The sequence below is a fragment of the Vagococcus allomyrinae genome (assembly GCF_017829975.1).
GTDB lineage: Bacteria > Bacillota > Bacilli > Lactobacillales > Vagococcaceae > Vagococcus_D > Vagococcus_D allomyrinae.
This window is the reverse complement of sequence record NZ_JAEEGA010000019.1, coordinates 21,537-46,845: the sequence shown is the minus strand read 5'-3', so window position 1 is coordinate 46,845 and position 25,309 is coordinate 21,537. Positions and strand designations below refer to the sequence as shown.

26 protein-coding genes are annotated in these 25,309 nt (G+C 38.4%); 9 read left to right on the top strand and 17 right to left on the bottom strand.

Going from position 1 to position 25,309, the window contains the following annotated elements; genetic code table 11:
* Nucleotide 1: 1 nt before the first annotated feature.
* The 5 genes from I6N95_RS22395 to I6N95_RS22375 form a co-directional block, all read right to left on the bottom strand.
* On the bottom strand, nt 2-304 hold the full coding sequence (locus I6N95_RS22395; protein WP_209531623.1) for a PTS sugar transporter subunit IIB: 303 nt from the start codon (nt 302-304) through the stop codon (nt 2-4).
* Nucleotides 305-324: 20 nt separating this feature from the next.
* Complete coding sequence (rhaD, locus tag I6N95_RS22390) at nt 325-1,161, bottom strand: rhamnulose-1-phosphate aldolase (RefSeq protein WP_209531620.1); 837 nt, start codon at nt 1,159-1,161, stop codon at nt 325-327.
* Nucleotides 1,162-1,166: 5 nt separating this feature from the next.
* The gene (locus tag I6N95_RS22385) at nt 1,167-1,649 is read right to left on the bottom strand and encodes a PTS sugar transporter subunit IIA (RefSeq protein ID WP_209531618.1); all 483 of its coding nucleotides are present in this window, start codon (nt 1,647-1,649) and stop codon (nt 1,167-1,169) included.
* Between the two features lie 345 nt (nt 1,650-1,994).
* A complete protein-coding gene (locus I6N95_RS22380) occupies nt 1,995-2,588 on the bottom strand; it encodes a class I SAM-dependent methyltransferase (protein ID WP_209531616.1) in 594 nt (197 codons plus the stop codon).
* Between the two features lie 219 nt (nt 2,589-2,807).
* Nucleotides 2,808-5,159, bottom strand: coding sequence for an ABC transporter ATP-binding protein/permease (locus I6N95_RS22375; protein WP_209531614.1), 2,352 nt, complete (start codon nt 5,157-5,159; stop codon nt 2,808-2,810).
* 177 nt (nt 5,160-5,336) lie between these two features.
* On the opposite strand from I6N95_RS22375, the gene I6N95_RS22370 reads away from it, so the two are divergent.
* The 3 genes from I6N95_RS22370 (at nt 5,337) to I6N95_RS22360 (ending at nt 7,432) form a co-directional block, all read left to right on the top strand.
* Nucleotides 5,337-6,008 (top strand): response regulator transcription factor, encoded by a 672-nt coding sequence (locus I6N95_RS22370; protein WP_209531611.1) that lies wholly within the window; start codon nt 5,337-5,339, stop codon nt 6,006-6,008.
* On the top strand, nt 6,005-7,039 hold the full coding sequence (locus I6N95_RS22365; RefSeq protein ID WP_209531609.1) for a HAMP domain-containing sensor histidine kinase: 1,035 nt from the start codon (nt 6,005-6,007) through the stop codon (nt 7,037-7,039). The genes I6N95_RS22370 and I6N95_RS22365 overlap by 4 nt, the downstream gene beginning before the upstream one ends.
* A gap of 105 nt (nt 7,040-7,144) precedes the next feature.
* Complete coding sequence (locus I6N95_RS22360; RefSeq protein WP_209531608.1) at nt 7,145-7,432, top strand: hypothetical protein; 288 nt, start codon at nt 7,145-7,147, stop codon at nt 7,430-7,432.
* 458 nt (nt 7,433-7,890) lie between these two features.
* On the opposite strand, the gene I6N95_RS22350 is transcribed toward I6N95_RS22360, so the two are convergent.
* Nucleotides 7,891-9,546 carry a peptide ABC transporter substrate-binding protein gene (locus I6N95_RS22350; RefSeq protein WP_209531606.1) on the bottom strand — a complete coding sequence of 552 codons (1,656 nt, stop codon included), beginning with the start codon at nt 9,544-9,546 and terminating at the stop codon, nt 7,891-7,893.
* 262 nt (nt 9,547-9,808) lie between these two features.
* On the opposite strand from I6N95_RS22350, the gene I6N95_RS27235 reads away from it, so the two are divergent.
* Nucleotides 9,809-10,135: an HIT family protein gene (locus I6N95_RS27235; protein WP_347340595.1), complete on the top strand. Its 327-nt coding sequence runs from the start codon at nt 9,809-9,811 to the stop codon at nt 10,133-10,135.
* A gap of 612 nt (nt 10,136-10,747) precedes the next feature.
* Here I6N95_RS27235 and I6N95_RS22340 read toward each other — a convergent pair.
* A complete protein-coding gene (locus tag I6N95_RS22340; protein WP_209531605.1) occupies nt 10,748-11,311 on the bottom strand; it encodes a recombinase family protein in 564 nt (187 codons plus the stop codon).
* Nucleotides 11,312-11,768: 457 nt separating this feature from the next.
* Complete coding sequence (gene deoC, locus I6N95_RS22335) at nt 11,769-12,437, bottom strand: deoxyribose-phosphate aldolase (RefSeq protein WP_209531603.1); 669 nt, start codon at nt 12,435-12,437, stop codon at nt 11,769-11,771.
* Nucleotides 12,438-12,587: 150 nt separating this feature from the next.
* Between deoC and I6N95_RS22330 the strand changes: the two genes are divergently transcribed.
* On the top strand, nt 12,588-13,328 hold the full coding sequence (locus tag I6N95_RS22330) for a DeoR/GlpR family DNA-binding transcription regulator (RefSeq protein ID WP_209531601.1): 741 nt from the start codon (nt 12,588-12,590) through the stop codon (nt 13,326-13,328).
* 320 nt (nt 13,329-13,648) lie between these two features.
* Nucleotides 13,649-13,870: a hypothetical protein gene (locus I6N95_RS22325; protein ID WP_209531599.1), complete on the top strand. Its 222-nt coding sequence runs from the start codon at nt 13,649-13,651 to the stop codon at nt 13,868-13,870.
* A gap of 101 nt (nt 13,871-13,971) precedes the next feature.
* Here the strand turns inward: I6N95_RS22325 and I6N95_RS22320 are convergent, their stop codons facing one another.
* The 3 genes from I6N95_RS22320 to I6N95_RS22310 form a co-directional block, all read right to left on the bottom strand.
* Entirely contained in the window at nt 13,972-14,742 is a 771-nt protein-coding gene (locus tag I6N95_RS22320) for an ankyrin repeat domain-containing protein (RefSeq protein ID WP_209531597.1), read from the bottom strand.
* 14 nt (nt 14,743-14,756) lie between these two features.
* Nucleotides 14,757-15,791: a hypothetical protein gene (locus I6N95_RS22315; protein WP_245249819.1), complete on the bottom strand. Its 1,035-nt coding sequence runs from the start codon at nt 15,789-15,791 to the stop codon at nt 14,757-14,759.
* Nucleotides 15,792-15,872: 81 nt separating this feature from the next.
* Nucleotides 15,873-16,835 (bottom strand): DUF4822 domain-containing protein, encoded by a 963-nt coding sequence (locus tag I6N95_RS22310; protein WP_209531593.1) that lies wholly within the window; start codon nt 16,833-16,835, stop codon nt 15,873-15,875.
* A gap of 312 nt (nt 16,836-17,147) precedes the next feature.
* Between I6N95_RS22310 and I6N95_RS22305 the strand changes: the two genes are divergently transcribed.
* Nucleotides 17,148-18,494, top strand: a complete 1,347-nt coding sequence (locus tag I6N95_RS22305) for a HAMP domain-containing sensor histidine kinase (protein ID WP_347340597.1) — start codon at nt 17,148-17,150, stop codon at nt 18,492-18,494.
* The gene (locus I6N95_RS22300) at nt 18,491-19,186 is read left to right on the top strand and encodes a response regulator transcription factor (protein WP_209531588.1); all 696 of its coding nucleotides are present in this window, start codon (nt 18,491-18,493) and stop codon (nt 19,184-19,186) included. Before I6N95_RS22305 ends, I6N95_RS22300 begins: the two co-directional genes overlap by 4 nt.
* 64 nt (nt 19,187-19,250) lie before the next feature.
* Here I6N95_RS22300 and I6N95_RS22295 read toward each other — a convergent pair whose 3' ends face one another.
* From I6N95_RS22295 to I6N95_RS22285, 3 genes are all read right to left on the bottom strand, one after another.
* The gene (locus I6N95_RS22295; RefSeq protein ID WP_209531587.1) at nt 19,251-19,670 is read right to left on the bottom strand and encodes a phosphate-starvation-inducible PsiE family protein; all 420 of its coding nucleotides are present in this window, start codon (nt 19,668-19,670) and stop codon (nt 19,251-19,253) included.
* 248 nt (nt 19,671-19,918) lie between these two features.
* Nucleotides 19,919-20,725 carry a histidine phosphatase family protein gene (locus I6N95_RS22290; RefSeq protein WP_209531585.1) on the bottom strand — a complete coding sequence of 269 codons (807 nt, stop codon included), beginning with the start codon at nt 20,723-20,725 and terminating at the stop codon, nt 19,919-19,921.
* A gap of 267 nt (nt 20,726-20,992) precedes the next feature.
* Nucleotides 20,993-22,729, bottom strand: coding sequence for a glycoside hydrolase family 2 protein (locus I6N95_RS22285; RefSeq protein ID WP_209531583.1), 1,737 nt, complete (start codon nt 22,727-22,729; stop codon nt 20,993-20,995).
* A gap of 94 nt (nt 22,730-22,823) precedes the next feature.
* Here I6N95_RS22285 and I6N95_RS22280 point away from each other — a divergent pair, with 94 nt between their 5' ends.
* Nucleotides 22,824-23,645 (top strand): AraC family transcriptional regulator, encoded by an 822-nt coding sequence (locus tag I6N95_RS22280; RefSeq protein WP_209531581.1) that lies wholly within the window; start codon nt 22,824-22,826, stop codon nt 23,643-23,645.
* 84 nt (nt 23,646-23,729) lie between these two features.
* On the opposite strand, the gene I6N95_RS22275 is transcribed toward I6N95_RS22280, so the two are convergent.
* The 3 genes from I6N95_RS22275 to I6N95_RS22265 are packed head-to-tail and all read right to left on the bottom strand — an operon-like array spanning nt 23,730 to nt 25,065.
* Nucleotides 23,730-24,431, bottom strand: coding sequence for an LXG domain-containing protein (locus I6N95_RS22275; protein WP_209531579.1), 702 nt, complete (start codon nt 24,429-24,431; stop codon nt 23,730-23,732).
* Nucleotides 24,428-24,781: a DUF3958 family protein gene (locus tag I6N95_RS22270; protein WP_209531577.1), complete on the bottom strand. Its 354-nt coding sequence runs from the start codon at nt 24,779-24,781 to the stop codon at nt 24,428-24,430. The genes I6N95_RS22275 and I6N95_RS22270 overlap by 4 nt, the downstream gene beginning before the upstream one ends.
* Nucleotides 24,778-25,065, bottom strand: coding sequence for a TIGR04197 family type VII secretion effector (locus tag I6N95_RS22265; RefSeq protein WP_209531576.1), 288 nt, complete (start codon nt 25,063-25,065; stop codon nt 24,778-24,780). Before I6N95_RS22265 ends, I6N95_RS22270 begins: the two co-directional genes overlap by 4 nt.
* Between the last annotated feature and the right edge of the window lie 244 nt (nt 25,066-25,309).

Here is a 25,309-nt window from a genome sequence, read left to right as displayed (position 1 = left end):
GTTATCCCAAATCTAGCGTTTTAACCGTTTCTAACAACTCAGCAAAAAACTCTTCTTCTCCCATACCAGTCAATAACCCTACTGAATTAATAGTTGGGACTTGGTATTTCTTTTTTAGCGGGCTCGTATGAACGATCACATCCCAGCTCCCCAATTCCAATTGCCCGTCAACGCCATTGGGATTAACCTCAACAGTTTGGGCCTTAAAGCCATTTTCTTCTAAAAAATCCTTGACTTTCCCCGCAACCATTGAACTAGTAACGGTCCCAGAACCGCACACCGAAATCACATTTACTTTTCTCATTATTTTCACCTGTCCTATTCTTATTTTTTGGGAGCTAAGATTCCTGCTTTCGGCACAACGCCGAAGCGCTCTGCTAAATCCCATAATTGCTGATCCGTTATTTTTTGAACAATTCCAGCAGGTGTTGACACAGCCAGCAAATAGATATCGGCTGCTTTTTCAGCTGTTTCAACTAAACCAAAGGCATCGTCCATCGACTGACCAGCCCCCATAATTCCATGGTGCGGCCAAACAACAAGTCGTGAGTCCCTCATCTTTTCGGCAGAAGCTTCCCCCAACTCAACAGTGCCGGCTACCATCCATGGCAACACAGCAACCCCGTCGGGAAAAACCACTAAACATTCGGTAATCATTTCCCACAATGTCTTGGTAAAGGCTGCCTCATTTAACTCATGGACAAAGGTCATTGCTGAAATAGCAATCGAATGAGTATGTAATATCACACGATGGTCTGGATCTTTTTTTAAACGTACACTGTGGCATTTTAAATGTGAGGCCAATTCACTGGTTGGAACGCCGCCAGTTTCCAGTCCCCACAAAACCTGATAGTTCAGTCCATCGGCAGAGATCTTTAAAATGACCAAATTATCAGCTGGGTTTTGCCAAACATTTTTAAAATATTTACCTGAACCTGAAACTAAAAAAATCATATTTGCTAACTCTGGTATTTCAAAGCCTAGACTAACTTCATTTAAAATACGATCCGTCTCAAGATAATAACTAACCTCTGCAGCATCTAAACGATAACTAATATTACCGCCATTTCGTTCTGCCCACCCATTATTCCATAAATTTCTCGTGGCTTCACACATTTCTTTGATAAATGGCGCTTCATAAATATTGTGAATTTTTGTCATCTTGTTTACTCCTTTATTGTGTTATTAAAAAAATCACATACAATTTGATAGAACCCAGTTACCTCTTTGACCTCTTTTAGTTGAGTCATTACCCGTTCATCTGCAAACATTTTCATTAAACTTTGCAATACAACTAATTGATCGTCCCCTTTTTCCACCCCTAGTACAAATGTAACCGTTACTTGAATTTCTGTATCTGTTGTCCCCATTTGTCCAAAGACGATTGGTTTTTCTAATTTGACCATGTAAATAAATGGCTTTTTGATATATTGAGGATCCGTGTGAGGGATTGCCACTGATAAAAAGGGAGTCTCTAGCCCCGTCGGATAGGCCTTCTCTCTTTCAACAATTGCTCCGAGATACCCGTCTTCAATATAATCTAGTTGGTTCAACTTTTGATAGACTGCTGCAAAATACTCTTCTTGCCCACCTTGAATATCAAAAATATCCACTAAGTCTTTGTTCAAATAGTTCTTGGTCAACAACATTGATTCACCTCCATCCTGTCTTAACTGACTCTTAGTATACGGATTTCCACGCTTTTTTGTTAACGGTTTCATCACAACTTTTTAATCTCAGTACAAAAAAATTGTGATGAAGAACTTTTGATGGTTGATACGATACCCAAACTTTCATTTTTTAATCTCTCACAAGATTGATACAAACAGCTTAAAAGGCTCTAAGTACTTCGTCACTATAGGATCTCATTTAGCTAATCACCTCGTTCAATTAGTTGACAAGTTTAAATGAACAAAATAATGAAACATCAGACTTCGCTGATACGCTCTGTTTAAGTAACGGTTTTTCATAAAAAAAAGATAAATCGATTTTATTCAAATCAGACTTATCTTTTTGGCAATCATTACCACTGACAAACTACCAGATCGTGTTTCTTGAGATAACTCAATCATAAACCCTTTGTCCTTTAATAAATTCTCGTAACTCGCGACTGGCCATAAACGAAACTTCATCATCTGCATCGTCATTCGGGTAATAATTGAAACAAATTGCTGTTCTTTAAACGTTGGGACTTGGATAATCAACACTCCCTCTGGTCGCAACACTCGGGACAATTCAGTGACAACCTGCTCAATGTCAGAAACCACATGGAGCACGTTCATTCCCACAACCACATCAAAACTTTCAGATCCAAAGCTCAACTGTGCCCCGTCTTGAATACTAAATCGAAGATTTCCCGGATGTGCTTTTTCCTGAGCTTTTGCGACCATGTCAGGTAAAAAATCACTTGCCTCAAGTGATTGACAAAATGGCGCCAATTGAAGAGCTAAGTTCCCTGTACCAGCACCAATTTCTAAAACCTGAGATTCTTTCTCTAAATGCGCTTTAATCAAGGTCACAATCGCCGGATCAACCACATCTTGCTGATCAAAATTTTTTGCTAATCTATTCCAAAAACCAACTTTCATTCCACAAGACCCTTTCTAAAAAATATTACAATAACTTCCTTAATAACCAGTATTTAACTAATTATAAATCATCTCGGTGTACTTTAAAAGTCACCAACCCATGTCCAATAATTATCGGCATCAAGGAAATTTTAGCTCCTCATCCTGATCTAACGCATTTTTGACAAAGTAAAACATCACAATCACGTAAACTCACGTGATTGTGATGTTAGACAACTATTATTCAGAACGCAAGGCTTCGACAGGATCCTTCTTAGCAGCCATCCGCGCTGGAATACTACCTCCAATTAGTGTTAAGACCACACTGATGATCACTAAACTAATGGCATGTAATGGTTGAAGTTGGGCGATATTAGCTAAACCAGTCATGTTCTCTAAAATAATGTTCGTTGGAATCGTTAAGAGGTACGCAATCAGGATTCCCAAGAAACCAGAGAACGCTCCGATGATTAACGTTTCCGCATTAAAGACGCGGGTAATATCTTTCTTGCGAGCTCCTAGAGCGCGTAAGACACCAATTTCCTTCGTCCGTTCAAGGACAGAAATATACGTGATAATTCCCACCATAATCAAGGAAACCACTAATGAAATTGAAGCAAAAGCAATTAGAACCATGGTAATAGCATCCATAATTCCGCCGGTCATTTCCGTCATGGAACTGGCCAAGTCAGAATAGACAATCGTATCCTTTGTTTCTTTTCCTTTATTAAATGCATCTAAATAGTCGATGATTTTGTCTTTCGAAGCAAAATCCACTGGGTAAATGTAGATCATCATCGGTGTTGAATCGCCTCCAAGGTAGGCCACAAAAGTTTCTTTTTCATCGGCCTTAAAGGGTTCCATGGTCATCACATTCGTATCGGAATCCCTCTGAGCTTTAACAATCTCTGAGTCTTTTTCCTTCTCTAAAACTAAATCAACTAGCGCATCACTGTATGCCACACCATTGGCTAAAATGGCTACTTGAACATCTTCTTTTTGGCGAACGACTGCGGCAATTTTAAGCTTAGTGTTAGCCGATGCTGTGTAAGCTTTTTCCAAATCTTGAGTCGGCATAAAGTTACCCAATTCAGATTTATCATAAAAATCATTATTAGCGACTAATTGGAGTTCTGTTCCCACGATATCCGTGAATTTCAAACTTTCAATATCTTCTGTATCAAATCCAAGATTTTTCATCGTCTCGACATCAATCCGGTTTTGATTGTCCACAACTAAGACCATTTCTGTTTCGTCCTTTGGATAATTTCCTGCTAGGACGTCGTAGTTTTTCTTTAAGTAGCTGCTGCCTTTACCATCGATTGACACGGGATAAGAGGACAAACCAACGCCACTCATACTAGAAATCCCCCCTGCGCCAGCACCACCTACACCAGAAATGCCAATATTAATTGAAACAGGCGTAACCTCATCATCAGTTTTTCGCAACAAATTCATGCCAACCATGCGAGTAAAGCCAATACTTCTGACAAGTTCCGGATCAATCTCCTGTAAGTAATCCACATATTCTTGGGTGATATTATTTGTATGAGTCACGTTACTGTCAGCAGGATTGTACAGATACACCTTATCCGATTTCACAAATTCCTTTTTAGCCATGGGACCTTGTGATTGCATCTCTTTTAGCGATTCCTCATCCATACTAACGGCTTGACGAGATACCGTGATAGGAAATTCTGACAACGCATCACTTTGGAACTCATCGATTTGTTTCTGGAAACCAGAAGACAAACTTAAAATTAAGGCAATACCGATAATCCCGATACTAGCAGCAAAAGCCGTCAAACCTGTTCGCCACTTTTTAGTTGCGATGTTCTTACCAGAAAGTTTTAGGGCAGTAAAGTAATTCATGCTTGTCCGCTTTAATTCATAATTTGAATTCGTCGTGGTTTCCACATATGGGTTACTGTCTTTAACAATATGCCCATCCTTAAAATTGACAATTCGGTCAGCGTATTGTTCTGCTAATTCCGGGTTATGAGTGACCATAATAACCAATTTATCATCAGCGATTTCTTTGATGAGATCCATGATTTGCTCACTAGTTTCGGAGTCCAGTGCCCCAGTTGGTTCATCCGCTAAAATAATATCCGGATCATTTGCTAGAGCTCGGGCAATCGCGACCCGTTGCATTTGACCACCAGACAATTGATTGGGTTTTTTATGTAGATGGTCTTTCAGTCCAACTCGCTCTAAAACTTGAGTGGCGCGCTGCTTCTTCTCAGAACTGCTTACGCCACTTAAGGTCATGCCCATCTCCACATTGTCGAGTATGCTTAAATGCGTAATCAAATTATAACTTTGGAAAACAAAACCGACACTGTTATTCCGGTATGCATCCCACTCACCATCTTTAAAATCCTTGGTGGATTTACCATTAATCACTAAATCACCACTGTCGTATTGATCAAGACCACCGATAATATTTAATAAAGTTGTTTTACCTGAGCCACTTTGCCCTAGGATGGCCACAAATTCATTCTCTCTAAAATTGACACTGACACCATTGAGAGCGACTTGGGTAAAGTCTCCTGTCGTATAGCTTTTCTTAATATCCGTTAATTGTAACATCAAATTCCTCCGTCCATTTACTACGCTTGTAACATTTTCTGAAAAAAACATATTTTCTTTCAGAAGCTATATCTAATATAACATAACAATGTGTCTTCAATATGAACTCGAAGATTTCTTTTTTTTACAAGTCGAATATGCTATAGTAGTGAAAAGAAAATGATGAGAGGTGAGTTGATGGCCACAATATTAATCGCAGAAGACGAAAAAAATATCCAAACCCTTTTTACACGACTTCTAAAACAAGCCCATTATCACTCGCTGACTGCCGATAATGGAATTGAAGCACTGGCAATCATTGAGGAACAACAAGTTGATTTATTGATTTTGGACATTATGATGCCTGAAATGGATGGGTTTGAAGTGGTGGAAATGGTTCGTCGTTGGAACCCAGACTTGCCAATCATGATGGTCACCGCTAAAGAAGCTGTGACAGACAAAAAAAGAAGCTTTCTTTCGGGAGCCGATGATTACTTAGTCAAGCCGGTAGATGAAACTGAATTTATTTTAAGGGTTCAAGCTCTCCTCAGACGATCAAAGATTTATAGTGAAAAACGATTAACCGTCAACCAAACCACCCTTAATTCAGAATCATTCACCATCCAAACTGGTGGAGAACAGTGGGAACTTCCGAAAAAAGAGTTTATGCTACTTTTTAAGCTTCTTTCTTATCCAAACAAGATTTTTACTCGCCAACAACTAATGGAAGAATTTTGGGAGAGGGACAGTCATTCTGATGAGCGAACAATTGATACTCATATTAAAAAGTTGCGAAAAAAATTTGCGGATAACCCTGATTTTGATATCATAACCGTCCGCGGATTAGGTTATAAGGCGGTGAAAAAATGAAACGCACTTGGACTCTGCGCTGGCATTTTGTCGCCAGTGTCATGTTTATTATGCTATTAGCTGGTATCATCTCAGTGATACTTTTCATTGTGTTAACAAAACTAAATATCCCGGGCTTTAATAATTCTCCTTGGATTCGTTTAATCAGCTTAAGTCTGGCCAGCTTTATCATCGGTAGCCTAGTCTCAATCGCCATTAGTAACAGTGTCTTACGAACTTCCCAACAGTTAATAAAAGGTACACAACAAATCGCTAATGGCAACTATAAAGTTAAAATTCCGATTACCAATCATCATCAAACAGAAATTAATGAATTAATCGGCAATTTTAATCAAATGGCTCAGGCTCTTGACAACGTGGAAATTATCCACAACGACTTTATTAATAATTTTTCTCATGAATTTAAGACACCGATCGTCTCAATCAAAGGGTTTGCCAAACAGCTTCAAGATACCACACTATCTGAAGCCGAGCGTCAAGAATCCATTCAAATCATTATCAGTGAATCCGAGCGCTTAGCTCGACTCTCTTCTAATATTTTACAATTATCTAACTTGGAAAATCATGAAATCGTTCGCCTTCAACTAGCGCCTTATAGTTTAGATGAACAGCTCCGTAACTGTCTCTTACTTCTGCAGCAAGAATGGGAAGAAAAAGAATTACATTTGGATTTAAATTTAGAACCGATTACTTTTACAGGTGACCAAGAAATGATGATGTCCCTCTGGCTTAACCTCTTGAACAATGCTATTAAGTTCAGTCATCCTCAAGGAACACTAACCATCAGGTGTTATCACGTCGCCGACCAAGTCAAGGTAAAAATTCGCGATACCGGAATCGGCATGGAAGACACGGTCAGAGCCCACATATTCGATAAGTTTTATCAAGGCGACCCTGCCCACCAAGAAATCGGTAGTGGTTTAGGCTTAGCTATCGCCCAGCGCATCACCACTCTTCATCAGGGAAAGATTAGCGTCCGTTCTGTTTTAAATGAAGGCACCACCTTTACAGTAAAGTTTGAAAACAATTAAAGGCTCCTTCCCCCCTTAGGAGCGATTATATATTTGAATTTTCATTCTATTTTCATGTTATTTTCATCACTGATGTGTATTGTACAATAGAAAGGAGAGCTGTGCATGAATAAAAATATCTTTTTGGTCAGTCTCAATATCCAATCGGACTCCGTCGAAAAATTAGCAAAGTTCAAAGCTCTTGCTAAAGAACATCAATGGATCGGTAAAAATCTATTCGATACGACGATTATCCTTAAATGCTCAATTGAAGTTGATGATCTTTTGGACCTACTACAAGCTCATATTTTTGATAGTGGTGACTACTTGTTTATCACTGAAGTAACTCGTAACTACATCGGGTATTTACCTGAAGAGAAATGGCAAAGAATCAATCACGATATTTTCGGATAAATAGGACTACCACGGTAAGATATGCACATCACTCCAAAACAATCTAAGCTCTAACAAAAAGTAGGACTAAATCATCACTAGACCTTAACAATCACATTCTCTGACCGATTTAGTATGTAGCTGATTATTTCGCAGAGGAGGAGACATCATTAATTATCAAGTCACGCATATTAGACGGAGAAGTACCGATCGTGAGTCTACAGAAAGTATCTTTGAAGTTCGTTTAAACAACGGCGATCATCTGACCATCGATACCTTAATTAGTTACATCGACATGGGGTTTACCTACTATTATCGGGATCAGCGCAATCAAAAGATTACGATTGAATCTTTTCATCCATTCTATAAGCAGTCCTTTATTCGCTCTAACAATCACATGGGTGTAAGTGATTGTTTATTATCATTACCGTCATTTTAAAAAAGCCCTCAGCACTTTTTAGTGTTCGAGGGCTTCTTTACTATTTCTTAATAAACATCTGTTTATATTCAAATCGGGGACCTACATTATGAAAGATCAGATCCTTTAACTGTGGATTCCGCAAGTATGTTGGGGCACTGAAATAAATCGGAGTAATTCCCTGCTCGGCCATCAGTGTCTCCTCTGCAGCTAATAAATCCTGCCAGCGCCGCTCCTCATTTAAAGCGTCTTCCTCTATTGCTTTATTCAAGAAATTATCATAGGTCTCACTCTTATATTTTCCCCAATTGTACGATACTTCTGATTGAAATAGCTGAAATAGGCTACTTGGATCAGGATAATCCGCCCCCCAACTTACTAGATATAGATCAAACTCTTGGTTGGAGGCATTCTTCATAAAAACCGAAACTGGATAGACTGAAAGCTCTAATTGAGCCCCTTGAAAATTATCAGCAAATAAACCTTGTAGATACTCTGAAACTTTTCTCATATCTTCATTTTCAAATGTTATCAATTTTATCAGCACTTCATCCTCACTTGTCAGTCCTACTTCTTCTTTCCCTTCCAACCATAGTTTTTTAGCCTCATCAACATCCGTCTTTAAATGATTGCCACTGGCTTTAGAAAAATCTTCCTTCGTTTCTGGATGGACGTACAATCCGCTAAAAATAAGACCAGTCGCTGGTACAACACCATTACCCAGAACACTGTCAGCAATACTCGCTCGATCTATCAACAGTGAAATCGCTTGGCGTATTTTCTTATTTTGATACAATTTTTTAGTTTGATTATACCCTAAGAAAACGGTTTGAACTGGCTTTTCTGCGACAAAAGCTGGATCATTTAACTTACTTTTAGCGTATTCTCCTGAAATACTCACATCATCCACTTCACCATTTTCAAACAAACTAACATTGGTTGCAGTCTCCTTCACCACTTCCACATTGATTTCCTCAATCTTCACCGTTTGATGATCCCAGTACTCACCATTTTTTTCATAGGTCCAATTACTACCAATCCCTGGACCATCGAAGTTTTTCATCGTAAAAGGACCATTGTAAATCACATGCTCGCTATCAGAAGCAAACGACTCCCCCATCTCAGAGACAAAAGTTTCTTTTAAAGGGAAAAATGCTGGAATTGCCAACATTGCTGTAAAATAAGGTGTAACTTTCGTCAGCTTAATTTTTAAAAGATAGTCCCCTTCAGCCGCGACACCTAGTTCCTCTTTATCTTTATTTCCTTGAATGATCTCATCGGCATTCAAAATACTCGTATACAAATAACTATTCTCTGCAGCACTTTCTGCTGCCACAGCCCGTTTCCATGCAAAAACATAATCCTCAGCTTTAACAGACTCTCCCGTTGACCATTTGGCCTCTTTCCGTAATGAAATAGTATATTCAAGACCGTCTTCACTTATCTTAGGTAATGCCACCGCACCTGCTGGTAAAGGCTGATTATCTTCACCTAAGCGGTACAAGCCTTCGTAAATATTATTTAAAGCAATGTTGCTATTCGAATCAACTGTGTTAGCAGGGTCAATGGAGTTCAATTCTTGCGTCACGTTTATGTTTACCACTTGAGTGGAAGCTGTAACGGGTGAGCTTGACTGTTCCTGGATCTCTTGGTTAGCACAAGCACTTGCTAATAAGGACATACAAATAATTGTCGAAAATTTGACTAATCTTTTCACATCAGTTTCCTCCTGGATTTCAATTTTGTTATTCTAAAATCAACTTGCTCACTTTTTCACTTTAATAATCAATGAGCCTGATAAAAGGGACCTCCTCACTATTAACCAACGTATTTTATCTAAAGTTTAGCATGAATTCTCACTGGCTTCTACGGAAAGCAAGAATTTTGATTAATAACCACGAAGGGCCTAGATTGAGACACGTTTTACAAATAAAATAGAAATAGCTATTTTTACTTCCTAACCTATACATGATAAAATAATGACTAATACAAATTCATCAGCGATTAGTCCGTTAATTACAGTGGAGACCGGACTTACTTTTACTCGCTATTTGAAGGGGGAGAAACCAATGCATTGTTGCTTTTGTCATGATATTCACCAAGAAAATAAACTGTTAGAAACAACTCATTTCTTCCTCATTTATGACCATGATCCAATTCAATCGGGTCACCTATTACTTATTTCGAAAGACCATATCGAAAATATTTCTGCACTAACAAATGATGCACTCAACGAGTTAATTCATTTGGAAAAAATATTATTACCATACTGGAACAGAAATTACCGATTGAAGGCCTCACACTAATTCAAAATAATGGAAAACTAATGGATGCCGGAACACACTTTCATGTGCACTTCATCCCTCGTTATCAGAACGATAACTTTTGGAAAGGCCAGAGCGTCTCTCAACGAACACTAAATTTATCGCAATTAACTGAATTATTAGCTCATGCCAAACTATAATTGATTCTCAAAATTAACTTACCATAATGAGTATAAAATTTTTTTACTCCCTTCCCTCTTAATCCAGTAGAAAAAGCTAAACAAGTCATTGCCATTGTTCTTATTGCTTTACTTCGTAATTCCTCGTCTCTAATGAGTAAATAACAGCAGTCAATAGAAGCACGGAACGCCACACTTCGGTTCGATCTCTTCAATCCCTAAAGGCTGAAGCATCAAACAGCGCTTTTTTTCTTAATACTTTAACATTTAGTAGCAGGTGAAAATCGAAAAGTGCTTAGAATTCATTAAGAATGAAGCCTTGCGCAGTGTATAGATTAAGGTTACATATGAAGTAGTGCCTCATAAAACGTTCTCTAAACTACGACATAGAGAACGTTTTATACTTTCTGATAAAGTCAAAAAAATTCCTAGCTACTGTCGAATAGACAGTAACCAGGAATCCCTTATAACAGTTTTATTTAATGCTTTCTTGTGTGTACTTGTACGCTGTACCTAAAGAAATATTACATTCTTCGGCAATTTGACGTAGAGTATATTTATTATTGTGGTATAAGAATTGAACACGTTCAACTGTTTCCTCAGAAATTCTAGGACGTCCGCCAATTCGGCCGTTGCGACGAGCTTCTTCTAAACCACGAGAGGTTCTTTCACGAATAATCGCTTTTTCCATTTTGGCCATGTTAGTAATCATAGCCGTGAATACTTTATTATCTAAACCTTTTAGTGCTTCATCTTTTTCCAAGACGATTAATTCAACACCTTTTTCGTCTAATTCTGCAATAAAGTCAGCTAACTGAATCACTGATTTGCCTAAACAAACAAGTTCAAAAATAATTAATTGGTCGCCCGCTTCCATTGTTTCAAGCGTTGCTTCTAACTCAACATGAGGGTGAGTAGTTTTGGCCTGATCATCCGTTTCTAAGACAATACGGTCACAACCATATTTTCCTAAACTTTCTAGTTGAGATGATAAGTAACCTTGGTCTTCACTTTTATATGCATATCCGATTGTTGTCATGATATTGTTCCTCCTATAATTAAATAATTATCGTTTTTTATAAATAGTTTCTTTTAAATGACTTCTACACTTATTAGTATAGAGAAACTCACCCCTCATTACTATGTCAAGCTTTGCACATGTTTATGTAATATCTGAAATTACCACCCCTTAAATAAACAAAAAGCCTATTATAGAGGGATTTCGTTATTTTATGTCAATATTTACACATCCATGCGCAATCGTTAAATACACCTATTTTATAAAGCGAAAGTTACTTTTTTTACCTTCTGCAAACTAAAAAAGAGTGCTACCTCACTAAACACTCTCTATAACCCACTTATTTAGTTACCTAAAAGTCTCTTCATAATTAACCCCCGAAATAATCTATTCATCAGCAGTTATTGAAACTGATCGAGAAACCAAAAAAGCCTACCTATAAAATAAGTAGACCTTAAGCTCTCAACCTCGAATGAAACTAGTAACCAGCATGTCCTTCTTTACCATTAAAAGCACTAATTGCACTACTAGCGCCAATTCTAGCAACTCCCGCTTCAACAAAGGCTTCAAAATCTGCTTTTGAACGAATTCCACCTGAGGCTTTAATGAGGACACCGTCACTTAAATGTTGCTTAAACAAAGCAATATCTGCCAGACTTGCTCCAGCATCAGAAAAACCAGTTGAAGTCTTAATAAAATCAGCACCAGCATGACTAACAATTTTACACATCTCGATTTTTTCATCTTCTGTCAGATAGCTCGTTTCGATGATAACTTTTAAGATATGAGAGCCAACCGCTGCCTTCACTCGCTCAATTTCACTTTGAACACGGTCAAACTCGCCGCTTTTCACCGCTGAAACGTTGATCACCATGTCGATTTCATCGGCACCGTCAGCGACCGCTTGCTTCGCTTCAGCCACTTTTGCTGCAGTTGTCATATAGCCTAAAGGAAAACCGATAACCGTTGTAATCGTCAGTTTTTCGCCAAATTTGGTCTTCATATCCATCACATAACAAGGCGGGATACAAGCAGAAGCCGTTTGGTAGGTAATGCTTTCCTGGCAAATTCGTTCTACATCCTCTCTTGTGGCCGTTGGGGATAGAATGGTGTGGTCCACTTTACTTAATACATTCGTTTTATTCATCCGAACACCTCTTTGTTGTTATTTTTTAACATTTGTCATCTAAATTCTAACATTTAAGCGATTAATAGTCAATCACAGCTATTTTTATAACAAAATTCAATTGATAACTGTTATAATAAGATAACTTACTGATGACAAAAGGAGCTTCTTATGAAAAAAAAAATAAGACAAGACAAAATCTATCAGCATATCAAAAAAACTGGCCACGTATCCGTCAAACAATTAGCCCAGTTGCTTAAAGTCTCCGAAATGACCATTCGCCGTGATCTGCTGGACTTAGAAGCGATTCATGACACAGAACCCCAAAAAACCAGTCAAACCAAGTACGATTTACTAACTGCACTAAAAAAAGAACATCAGAAAAAATTTAGAATTGGGGAAAAAGCCGCCGCTCTGATTGAAGACCATGAAACTATTATTATCGACACAGGAAGTACGACAGCTAAGATTATTCCCTATTTAGATGAAGACAAACAAACAACTATTTTAACCTACAATTCTCACATACTTAGCGAGCTGCTGACTAATAGTCAGATTACCTTAAAATTTTGCGGTGGCGACTACCATCCTGAAACTGGTATGTTTGAAAGTCCTGAAAGTATTACCTTTTTAAAAAAGCACCGCGCCACCAAGTACTTCGCTTCAGCCTCAGGTATTCATGAATCCTTAGGCGTGACTTGCATCAATTCCTATGAAACCGCCATTAAACAAGCTAGCATTGACAGTTCCTTAGAATTCATCTTAATGGTTGATTCAAGCAAATTTGGCGTACTATCACCAGCAGTTTTTTGTGAATTACATCAGGTTGACACCATTATCACCGATGATGACCTATCACCTAAATGGATAAAACGACTTGAGGAACAGGGGATTACTGTTCACACAGTTTAAAGTACTTCCATGAAAAAGATTACGACAATCTGCACTATTCGTGATGATACTGCAGATTGTTTGATCCACCTAGCGCACCTCTTCTCAATTAATTCAACACACATCCCTCTCTCCTCTACCTGCCATCAAATTTATTTTTGGCAGTCAACTTAATCGTCTTACATGTTCTTAAACTCACAAGACTTTCCGCTATCATACACATTAAACAAAATTGAATACATATGAATGATATTATACAACTTAACACCTTTTTTTCATATAATAAAAAAATAACTGTTGATGTTTGATCAAAGATATAATGAAGCTGAGGAGGTTTTGCTATGGATAAATATATTTACAATAAAAACTGCGATGCAAACGCTCAACATGAAATTCATAAAAGCACTTGTTCATACGCACCAACTTTTTTTAACAAAGGCAAAATTGGCCTCAAAATTGACAATCAGTACGCTTTTGAAGCTGCTCAAAAAATGAGTCCTTCCAAATCTTTTTATATGTGCCGTTGTTGCTGCCATACTTGGTATCTGATCCATCCAAAATAAATCCACTGCGTTTGATAATCACAGTGGATTACGACGAGAAGTCAGAACAGATTAATCCGATTGTCAAGATTAGCGATAAGCGCCTTTATCATCAGAGAGCCCTAATAGCTCTCCATTAACTTAATCATGCTCTGATACCCGTAGTTAACAGCATAATCCATCGCCGAACGGCCACTTTTATCTTTTAGCGATGGACTTGCACCGTACTCCAGTAACACTTTGGCAATGTCTTGATAAAGCTGTGACCCATCGTTTAGCGCGACAGTCTCAATCAAGGCAGTATATCCGTAGTCATTTTGAAAATCGACCGTCACTCGACCATCCTTTAACAACAGAGCGACATTATCTAGATGCCCCTTTTCTGCTGCTGGAATCAACGCATTACCGCCAAAGCGATTAACTTTTGTCAAATCAGGCTCAGCCTTCGCTAACATATAAGCTAATATTTCCGTTCGCCCCTCAGCACCAGCATACAAATATGGGCTGTCACTAATAGCATTTTGCCGATTAATATCCGCACCGCGATCAATTAACTTTTTCGCTATCTCCACTTGATTCTCATGAACGGCCACATTCAATGGTGTATTTCCCTCTTGATCCACTTCATCAATCATGTACTGACTGTCTGTCAATATGTTTGCTACTTGAGAGAGATTCCCTTCTTTGACATAATTTAATAGCGAATCAGGCTCAAAATGCTCGACTGGTAGCCTTTCAGTGGAAATCACTTCTTGAATCGACTCACTGCTCTCACTGCTCACGATCTCTTCTTCGTTGGTGGTACTCATTTCCATTTTTGCTAGCTCCTCTCCCTTGCAGCCATAAAGTAAACCACCTAAAATAATTAAACTAATGAACCACTTATGTTTCATGGGACCTCCTCCTATCATTGCGCCTTCAATTGAATGTGCTCTGCCAACTTCTGGTAACTCTCATATGAAGGATAGCTCATTAAGCGCTCCGTTGAAAGTACCAAAGACTGGGACTCTTTAATCTCTGCAACTAACTGATCAGAAAAAGTCACAAACTCATGATTGGTTTTTTCATTATACATCAGTGAATAATATTTAGATTGCCGATAATAAGGCTTTAAGTCAGGATCGGTTATTTTTTCTTGTGTGTCGGCAAAATATTCATCATAGAAAACCTCTGTGATTTTTCCAGCTGTAGTAATGACTTCCAACCGCGCAATTAAGCCATTTGCCAATTCTTCTGCATATCCTTGATACTTAGTATTGGTCGGCTTTCTAATTGAGTCATCCAAGGCTGCTGCCAAAGGCATAAAGCCATCCCTGGCTGAAGTAGAAGAACCATTTACGGTATTAAACTCCCCAGTTACTCGATTTTCATCGCGCATCTGTTTTTCAAGGTAAGTGATTCCGTTAACCACTGTTACCAGCGTAGGATCAGTTCGAGTATTACTTGCTTGAAAAAAAGCGTAATCGGATAACCGTTTATTAACACCTGAATACTTAGATTCGTAATATGGGTCACTAGCAAATTCGGTAAATTCCACATTCAAAATTTTCCCTTTATTTTCTTCCGTCACAATTTCAACAATGCCATAGTTACCTCCTGTAAAGCTGCCTTCATTTCGATAATAATCACCTTTTAAAAGTCCTAAGGGCGGTTGATTCGACCAAAACATTTTTTCTTGCTTCTCCTGCTCACTGTAAAGAGCAGGTGGCGTTGTCCCGAAAGTCGTTTGTGTCGCTCCTGTTACCACATCATACTGATACTCATGTTGATCAAAGACCAGTTGATTGAGGTCACGGTCGCCATCAATCACAGTCTCATCATCTCGATTAGTGACTGTCACCTTTGTCAGTGGTTCCGAGCTTCCTTCTACGGCCTTGTCTTTTCTGATATCTGCTTTACAACCTGTCAACACTAAGACACTCACAAAAAGCATGCTACTCATTAGTTTTTTCCTCAACTTCGTCACCTCATTTTTAAACTAACCAAGACCAGCTTAGTTACCTAATTCTGGTCTCATCACTCACTAAAATGTAAAAACTGGTTCAAATTCACCCGCATAAGGTTCATGTTCCACAAAGACTGTCATATCATTTCCTGCTTTGTCTTTACCTAATCGTTTATAAGTAAATTTTTTAGCTGTTAGTTCTGTTATTTCGAGAACTGCGCCATACTTGTTTTCACCAATTGAGACATGCGCTCTTATTTTATTATGAGCTAACACGTCATAATAGCCAAAATCACCACGAGTCGCCCCTGTTTTCAGATCAAAAAATTCATACTTGCTTGTCGTGCTGTCAAATTTAGCTAAACTGATAAACGGTTGATTTTCTTCTGTAACATCATTGCCCGCTTCATCTAAAACCTTAGTGCCATTCCACAACGTTTCACCTAAAATCTCTGATCCGGGCTTATTCGTTTCAATTGTACCAGTTGCACTGCTTAATTCAGCGCGGCCAGTAGTAAACGCCAATTCTTGATCTGCATAAGGAATGTGTTCGACAAAAACCTCAATGTCTTGCCCCTCTTTGTCTTTCCCCATCCGTTTGTACGTAAAGATATCTTTAGTTAGTTCAGTTATATCAACAATAGCTTGATAGTTTTTAGTTGTGGAAATCAAGATTCGCTTGTCACCGTCAGCCGTCATAAAGAATGTCCCTTCATCCCCTCGTGTCTGACCAGTTTCTTTGTCAAAAAATTCATAATAGCCAGTTGCTTGATCATACTTTGCTAGCCCAATAAACTCTTGATTTTCGGCTGTCAAATCATTGTTATCTTTATCAAAAACCCTTGTTCCTTGCCAATTAGTTCCAGATAAAAGTTGGGTTAACTTGTCGCCTTTTTTATCATCAGCTGTTTTCGCGACTTCAGTACTGCTCTCTGTCTCACTTGACGATTCCCTTGTTTTTGATGCATCAGTCGAACACCCTGCTAAAACCACTCCTACTAACATCATCGCACCGATTACTGGCATTATTTTTTTCTTCATCTATAACTCTCTCCTTTGGTTTATTTAATAACTTCAGTATAGCAAGCCTTTATAAACTCCTAAGAGACAAAAAATGAACAAACTATAAACTAATCTGAACAAACTATAAATTAGCAGTCGCTCCAGTAAGTTTCTTCTAACTAACATGTTATAATAAAACTTAAAAAGGAGGCCATTATGACCATAAAAAAACGTTTCCTGATTTCCTATTTAAGTGCCTTTATCATTTCAATTGGCTCACTGTTATTGATTTTATCCTTAGTCTTTTACATCACACTCAATAAAATTCCCAGTGTTACTGATGTCTATAAAATGATTACTAAACAACGTGCTCTGACGCCTGAAGAAGAAGATAGCTTCGTGGCCTTGGAGCGAATGGTAAAAAAATCGCCAGATCTATTGAACAGTCCCTTTAGTGAGGAACTTCTGGAAACCATCCAAGCAATCGAAGGAAAAGGGCTTGAAGTTGTCATTAGAAAAAATACTCAATTTCCCTATTTTTCAGAAGACTTAGTTGAGAAATCATTGATCGCACACTCACCTGATTACGAAATCAATAACTTTTCACCTGCTGGGACAATCGACAATGCTGGACGCTTGTTTCATTACATCAAACTTGATTTTAACTACCTAGATGGTAGTAACGGTAGTTTTATCATTTTAAAACGAGAAAGTAGCCTATTTGAATTTTTCACCAAATGGGGGATCTGGATTGTGCTAATTATCATCCTCATCGCAATCGTTTCCGCTTGGTTAATCAATGACCGACTTGCCAAAACAACGATTAAACCACTAGAAGAATTAGAAACAGCAACCAAGTCTATCACGAACTTCACTTCCTTTATAGAAGCTAAAGAACAGCTACCTGTCACCAAAAAATCTAAAGAAGTTCGCCAACTTGAGCAAAGTTTTGAACAAATGTGGCGAGAGCTACAAAAAGCGGAAGCAGAACGTCGCCATTACGAAGCAAACCGCAAAGAATTAGTCGCGAATATCTCCCATGATTTAAAGACACCCCTTACTTCTATCATTGGTCATGTCGAGGGGTTGCAAGATGGGGTTGCCACGACTGAAGAAAAGCAACAGCACTATCTGGACGTTATTCATAAGCAAAGCATTCACCTAAACGATTTAATTGAAGAATTATTTCTTTACTCTAAACTTGATTTAGATGCTGTGATCTTTGATAAACAAACCATCGATTTTGTGCCTTATCTTCAGCATATTATTGAAGAACAACATTGGGAAAAAGATTGCCTGATAACAACTGATTTTCCTGATAAAAAACTACTAGTGTCACTTGATCCGATTCAAATGAATAAAGCTATAACTAATTTAATCCAAAACAGTTTAAAATTTAAAGATAATCAAAAAAGTCAACTAAAATTAGACTTTCAAGTCACCTACGACAAGCAAAAAATAGTTTTTTCTCTAACTGATAACGGAACAGGGATTGACCAAGAGGAGCTAGATCATATTTTCAGACGATTTTATCGCGTCGATAAATCCCGAACACCAACGGTTAAAGGTAGTGGCTTAGGGCTCAGCATCGTAAAACAACTAATTGAACACCATGGTGGCGTGATAGCGATTAAGAGTCAGTTAGGAATTAACACGCAAGTTACCATCACGCTCCCTCGACAAGGAGGTACATTATGACAACACACATTTTAATCATTGAAGACGATCCAAGCATTGCGAACCTCCAAAAAGACTATTTAGAAATCAATCATATGACCACTACTATTGAACACGATGGCAGAAAAGGATTAAAACTCGCTTTAGAAAAGGCTTTTGATCTAATCATTATCGATATTATGCTACCAAACATGGACGGCTTTGAAATTTGTAAACAAATTAGACAACATAAACAAACCCCGATTATGATTGTTTCTGCTAAAAAGGAAGACATCGACAAAATTAGAGGACTTGGATTAGGGGCTGATGATTATATGGTCAAACCCTTTAGTCCTAGCGAGATGGTCGCTCGGGTCCAAGCCCATATCAAGCGTCATCAGACGTTAACCTCGGACAAAAGAGACGCTCAACAGATACTCGAAATAGAGAACTTAACGATTGATAAAGGGGCTCATAAAGTCTTTCTCTTAGATCAAGAACTCACTTTCACCACCAAAGAATTCCAACTACTCTTATTTTTAGCCGAACATCCTAATCGCGTTTGGAGTAAAGAACAGCTCTTTGAACAAGTTTGGGGAATGGATGTCTTAGACAGTGATGTTTCCACAGTCGTCGTCCATATTAAACGCATTAGAGAAAAGGTCAAAGCTACGCATCTCGCTGATATTCCCATTGAAACCATCTGGGGAAGTGGCTATCGTTTTAATAAATAACGTCTAAAAAAACTAAACCTCTTTCAGTGTCATTAAACTGAAGGAGGTTTAGTTAAATTCCTGATCAATAAGGTTCAGAATCATTCTCTAAAGGAACAGCTGTCTTATTTATCGTTTTCTGCATCAGAACCAAGGTGCTAACTAAAACCAAAATAGACAATGAAATCAGCAAGGTATCCAAAGCATTGGTTGGACTGCCTATCTGATGCCGAAGGATTGCTGTAATGCAGATATAAATCAAATAGCGAATTGGCAGATGATGATCTTCTTGGAGATAACGCAAAATCATCGTAAAAAATTCAAAAAACAAGAAAAACGATAACACATCGTGAATCACTTGATCTGGATTCCCACCTGAAAGCTGAAAAATTTCGATCCCTATTCCCAAAATTTGTTTCCCCATAACAATGATCAATAAGATACCTAATAAAACTAAAAAAGAATCAACGACACGGTTTACTAATTTCATCGATTTTGTGCTCAAACAAAACGCTCCCATCCTTTTGACTGATGTCTATAAGGTATCTTAAAACATAGTGCCATCACTTTACAAGTAAAATGGCTTCATTTTGTCAATTAGCATTTAATCAATAATGGCACTCAAGATAATCGTGGTTGCCAGATAACACTCACAGCCAGAAAATCCTTCACCATTTATTACTTCTTCTGTTCCGCCTTGCCTGATCACCCCCATCTCCAGCTCATCATCTCTCTTAAGTGAAGGTCAATCAATTATTTTGTTCCTGCCTCAACATAACTCAAATCATTCACCGTTTTCAGCTGATACTCACCATCTTTATAAGTAACCGTTGAAACACTGGCATTTTTTAATCCTCCTTCTGGAATATCAAAATCATCAAATAAAACGGCTAACAAAGCTGAAATACTGAGACCATGACTAGTGATTAAGATATTACCATTCCCAGAATTATTTAATTCTTTTTCAACAATCTCGTCAATTCCTGCTGTCAACCGTTTGGTAATAGTATCATAATCTTCCGCTGGCCAATTACTTACGTCTTCTGTCACATTTTTAGCGTCCAGTTTTGCCACACTATTTGCAAAAGATTCCGGCGTCATATTTTTCATAAACTCCTCTAATGACACCCCTTGGTCATCTGCCACATCTTGCCACATCGTATGATTTAAATCGCCTTCATAGGTACCAAAGTTAAACTCTCTCAAACGATCATCCGTTTGAATCTTTAAATCCGACGATTTGGCATTTTCCTTCAATATTAACTCTGCCGTCTGAACTGCTCTACCACTATCACTGCTATAAACATTTTGAAATTCTACATCTTTTAACCCAACACCTGCTGCCGTTACTACCTCTTCGCCACTTGGTGTTAAGACAGCATCAGACCAGCCTTGCACACGATCCGTCGTGTTTAGCATGGTCTTACCATGACGAACAATATATAAAGTCAATTCCGTTGGTTTTTCACTTTTCTCTGTCTCTTTACTGGCCGTATTACCCGTCCCGCATCCTGTCAACATGATTAAACAAATAACAAATACACTTGCTAGTTTTTTCATTCTCTCTACTCCTTAATTATTTTTTATTGTTGACGCCATGTTTCTAACAGTTTATGAGTGATCACCCCCTTGTCAAACTGACCTTAATCGCAAAAAAACCTAATCATCCATAAAAAAAGAGAAGACTTCTCCAGATTTATGTCTGATTAGGTTTTGCCCAATAAAGGTAACAATCCTACGTTTAATAATTTCATCTTATCATAAAACACCCTAAATGTAAACGCATTCTATAAAATAACATCTGACTGAAATTTAAGTAGCCATCATTTACTTGATATCACCATCTACGAATACAGTCTCAATTTCTGCTTGCTGCTGGTTAATTTCGCGGATCACTGCCATATCAAATTTAGGATTGCGATGGTAGTCGTAAAGACCATTTTTCTCCTGCTCCACATCATACAACTGTGTGTAACAGAACCCAAACATTTTAGGATGGCTTAACAAGACTTCCGTTAATCCACGATATCGCTCAATAAATTCACTTTCAGAACGGGGCTCATTGCCGTATCCCCACGATTCACCCGTATCGGTGGGGTCCCATTTTATGCCACCGTACTCACTGACACAAAAAGGTAAGCCTTTTTGATAGCGTTGACGATGGTCATGTTCATCCCAGAATTCCCCGTTATCTTGCAATTCCCCAATAAAATGTTCCTTGAACTGCTGAATATCTTGAGTATAATCATGCACATCATAAATATCTGTGATCACGTGATAATTACCGCTAGCATCGATGCACGGTCTGGTGGGATCCAGTTCTTTAGTTGTCTGATAGACCATCTCCAACAACTCATCTTTCTGGGGTCTATTGTCATAATCCCAAGACTCATTAATCGGGCACCAGATAACCAGTGAGGGATGATTAAAATCCCGCCTTACCAGCGTTTGCCACTCAGGTAAAAAATCCGCAATGGCTGAATAAGAAGACACATCAATCCCCCAATTGGCCATCTCCCCCCATACCAAGTACCCCTCCCGGTCACAATGATATAAAAACCTTGGTTCAAACGCTTTTTCATGTAAACGAGCACCATTAAATCCGGCATTTAAACTCAAATGAATGTCTTGTCTAAGGGCGTCATCATCTTTAGCGGTGTAAATTCCCTCGGGATAAAACCCTTGATCAAGAACTAGTCGTTGATAGACAGACTGATTGTTAAGTAAAAAGCGGTAGCCATCCATTCTAACCTCTCTCAAGCCAAAATAACTTTGAACACGATCATCTTCGAATGAAAAACGAACATCGTACAACCTACCATGACCAACTTCCCAGACATGAGTTTCTAATAAGCTAATATTAACAAACCCGTGACCGCCGATCCTTATTTCCTTACTGCCACACTCTCTTCCTTCATAAAACACCTCTGCCTTTAAGACCCCCGAACCATTGGTCTTAACCTCAATTGTCACACTGCTTTCAGAGATATTTGGAAAATACTTAATTTCTCGAATATGCTTGACCGGTAAAAATTCCAACCAAACAGTTTGCCAAATCCCTGTTGTTCGCGTGTAGTCACATCCTCGAGAATAATAAAAACTACTTTGTTTTCCTTTAGGTTGCCTTCCTGAGCGGTTATCGTCTTCGACATATACCACTAAAGAATTTTCACCTACTTCAAGAAAACTATTTATCTCAAAAGAAAAGGGAGCATATCCACCTTGATGGCTTCCGACTAATTTGCCATTAATGAAAATTTGACTGTTATAGTCAACTGCACCAAAATGAAGCTTAATACAATGTTTTAACTGTTGATCTGAGATAACAATCGTTCGCCGATACCAAACTGCCGGCATAAAATCCGTATAACCAATCCCACTTAAAGAACTTTCAGGACAAAATGGCACATTAATTACTTGATCAAAAGGGCCTTCCTCGTACCACTTTCGATCTAAACCACTTTTACCAAAATCAAACGCAAATTGCCAAATCCCATTTAAATTTTGCCATGTCTGCCGCATAAACTGTGGTTGAGGGTGTTCTGGTCTTGGAATTGTCTTCATAACTAAACCTCGCTTTCTTATTTACATTTACAGTATACAATCGTATTATTAAAATACAAGGCATAATCCGACTAAAAAAGTGAGGAATACACGCATGGAAGAATTCATTTTAAGTTTTTTGCCAGAACAATTTGCCTATCCAGATATTTTCCGAATTGAACTGGCTGGTATCACCTACCCCTTTGCTAACTATCACGTCAAACGACAACACTCCCGCATCTACAGTCTCGAATACCTTATCTCTGGAAAAGGCGAAATTCACATCGACGAGACTGCTTATTTCCCTAGCAAAGGCGATGTTTACATCTTACCGAGAGGCCGCGATCATCATTACTGGTCAGATAAAAAAGATCCCATGCACAAGCTGTGGATCAATGTCTCAGGTAGTCTCTGTGATCATTTATTTCAAGTCTATCAACTGCATCAGACCTGTCTCTTTCAGCAAGTCGCTGTTCAACCTCTCTTTGATGAACTAATCATGATTTGCAAGACTGAGTCTCTAAGTAATTATGAGCGATCACAACACGCTTCCCTCTTGTTTCATCAATTACTTGAGTCTCTTTTTCATCTGTCACACGCTCATTCAATAAAGCCAATGAGTGAACCTGTCAGACGAGCCAAAGCTTATTTAGACAATCACCTTAATCAGTCATTAAGGATCGAGCATGTTGCCTCCACTGTTAATTTGTCTACGTCTCAACTCACTCGACAGTTCAAAACTGCCTTAAATCAGACACCCTACGACTATTTTTTAACTAAAAAGCTTGAAATGGCCCAAATGCTCTTAGTAGAGACCCGCCTACCTATTCAACAAATCGCTGAACGATTAGCCTTTAGTGATGAACACTATTTTTCAAATTTATTTAAGAAAAAAATCAAATGCACGCCAACGCAATGGCGCCATCACAACACGTAAATAAGCCGGCCGTTGTGCAAGCATAACGACTGGCTTTTCAATCTGTTGCTAAGTGTGGTCTATCCGTTCATTTAAACGGTAGATCTAAAGTAGTTTTTTACCTCTTGGCCCTCGATCCCAAACGTCGTCGACCGACTTGACCCAACTTAACGCCTGACTCTTGGGCATGATAAACTTCCCATTCGCAGCATTCCACGACGTATTGGCTAACTCGACACCTTGGGAGACAGCCCTTCTTAACTCCTCAATTTCAGCAAAAAGGTTCGGTGAGGTCGCATTAAACTCCAATAGATGATCCAATTTTTCTTCCAACTTTTTTTTCACGAAGACATAGGAATCCATCAATGAGTCATTTGTGCGCATTTGAGAATCAATGGAACCTTCTAAGACCCCGTCTTGTTCTTGAAAAAACAAAATACTCTGCAATCGTTCTTGCAAAGACGCCAACTCAAATATATGACGATTAATTTGTTCAATCTTCTCCCTAAGATCAGACTCTTTTAAATCACCACTATCCACTCGAAATATGTAGGCTTCCGGAAAAGCCTGACACGCTTCCATCACTGCTTCAGATAAAAGTATTCCAGCCTTTGATAAAGGAAGTAACACTGTGGTAAAGAACTGTTTGGCTGAATCATAAGCAGCACCACTCAAGACTTCACTGTTTAAAGCAAAATCGTTGATCGCTTGTTGCAACTCTTCATATCCTTGTTTTTGCTGGCGGCATATGTTGGCAATACTTGCTGCTTGACTCTGAGAATCCAACAGATACATATCCACACTCATGGCATTTTCTCCTCCCCATCGCGACTTAATTTTTGCTTTTCTTCATAGACCTCATCTAGTTGACTTTGAACAATTTTTCGCCGATCTCTAACCTTTTTCTGCATCGCTCCTAAAGATTCTTCCATCTTCCGCGAATCTTCATGTATTTTCTGGGAAATTTCTTCATAAAGCTGAGCCTCAGTCCCATGAAAAAGCTGTTGTGTTTCTCTGAACAAATGATTTGTTTTAAATAAATGATCGATGTAGTCTTCCTCTAATCGCTCAACTTTTGCTTCTTCGCGAACTAAATCAGCCTCTTGCTCCATAAGTAGTTGTTCTTTTCTATTTAATTCTTCCCATTTATCGCTCATTTGAAATTACCTATAGATCCTCGCAACGACTCCCCCAGACTACTGTCCATCGCTTCGAATTCCCTGGCCACACTTTGAAGGTTGCTTGTCGCAGTTTTCACTGCGGCAGAAATCTCCGCTCCTCCTGTTAAAGTTGCTTCAATAGCATCATGAGCTGCCCTATTTCCCTGAACAGTTGTTTGAGTATCCAAAAGTGGATTCCCTACTTCTGAAAGAACAGTCAATGCTTGAGAAATAGCCGTGGCTCTCTGGATTGCTACGTCTAAATCGCTAGAAATCGTCATATATAATCCCCCTTATTATGATACTCCTGTCTTAATAATATCTAAAAAGGGACGAAATGTATACAGAAAAACAAAACTTACTAAAAAAGTAGTCGTTCCTAATCAAAAAACTTGTAAAACTTTCGTTATTTAATTGAAAACAATCCTCAGTTCACCTCGATAAGAACCACTCAGAACATTCAATATCATCATGATTATATAGTTCCCATTAAATAATCAGCCTTTACCGTTAAACTTTCAGCCA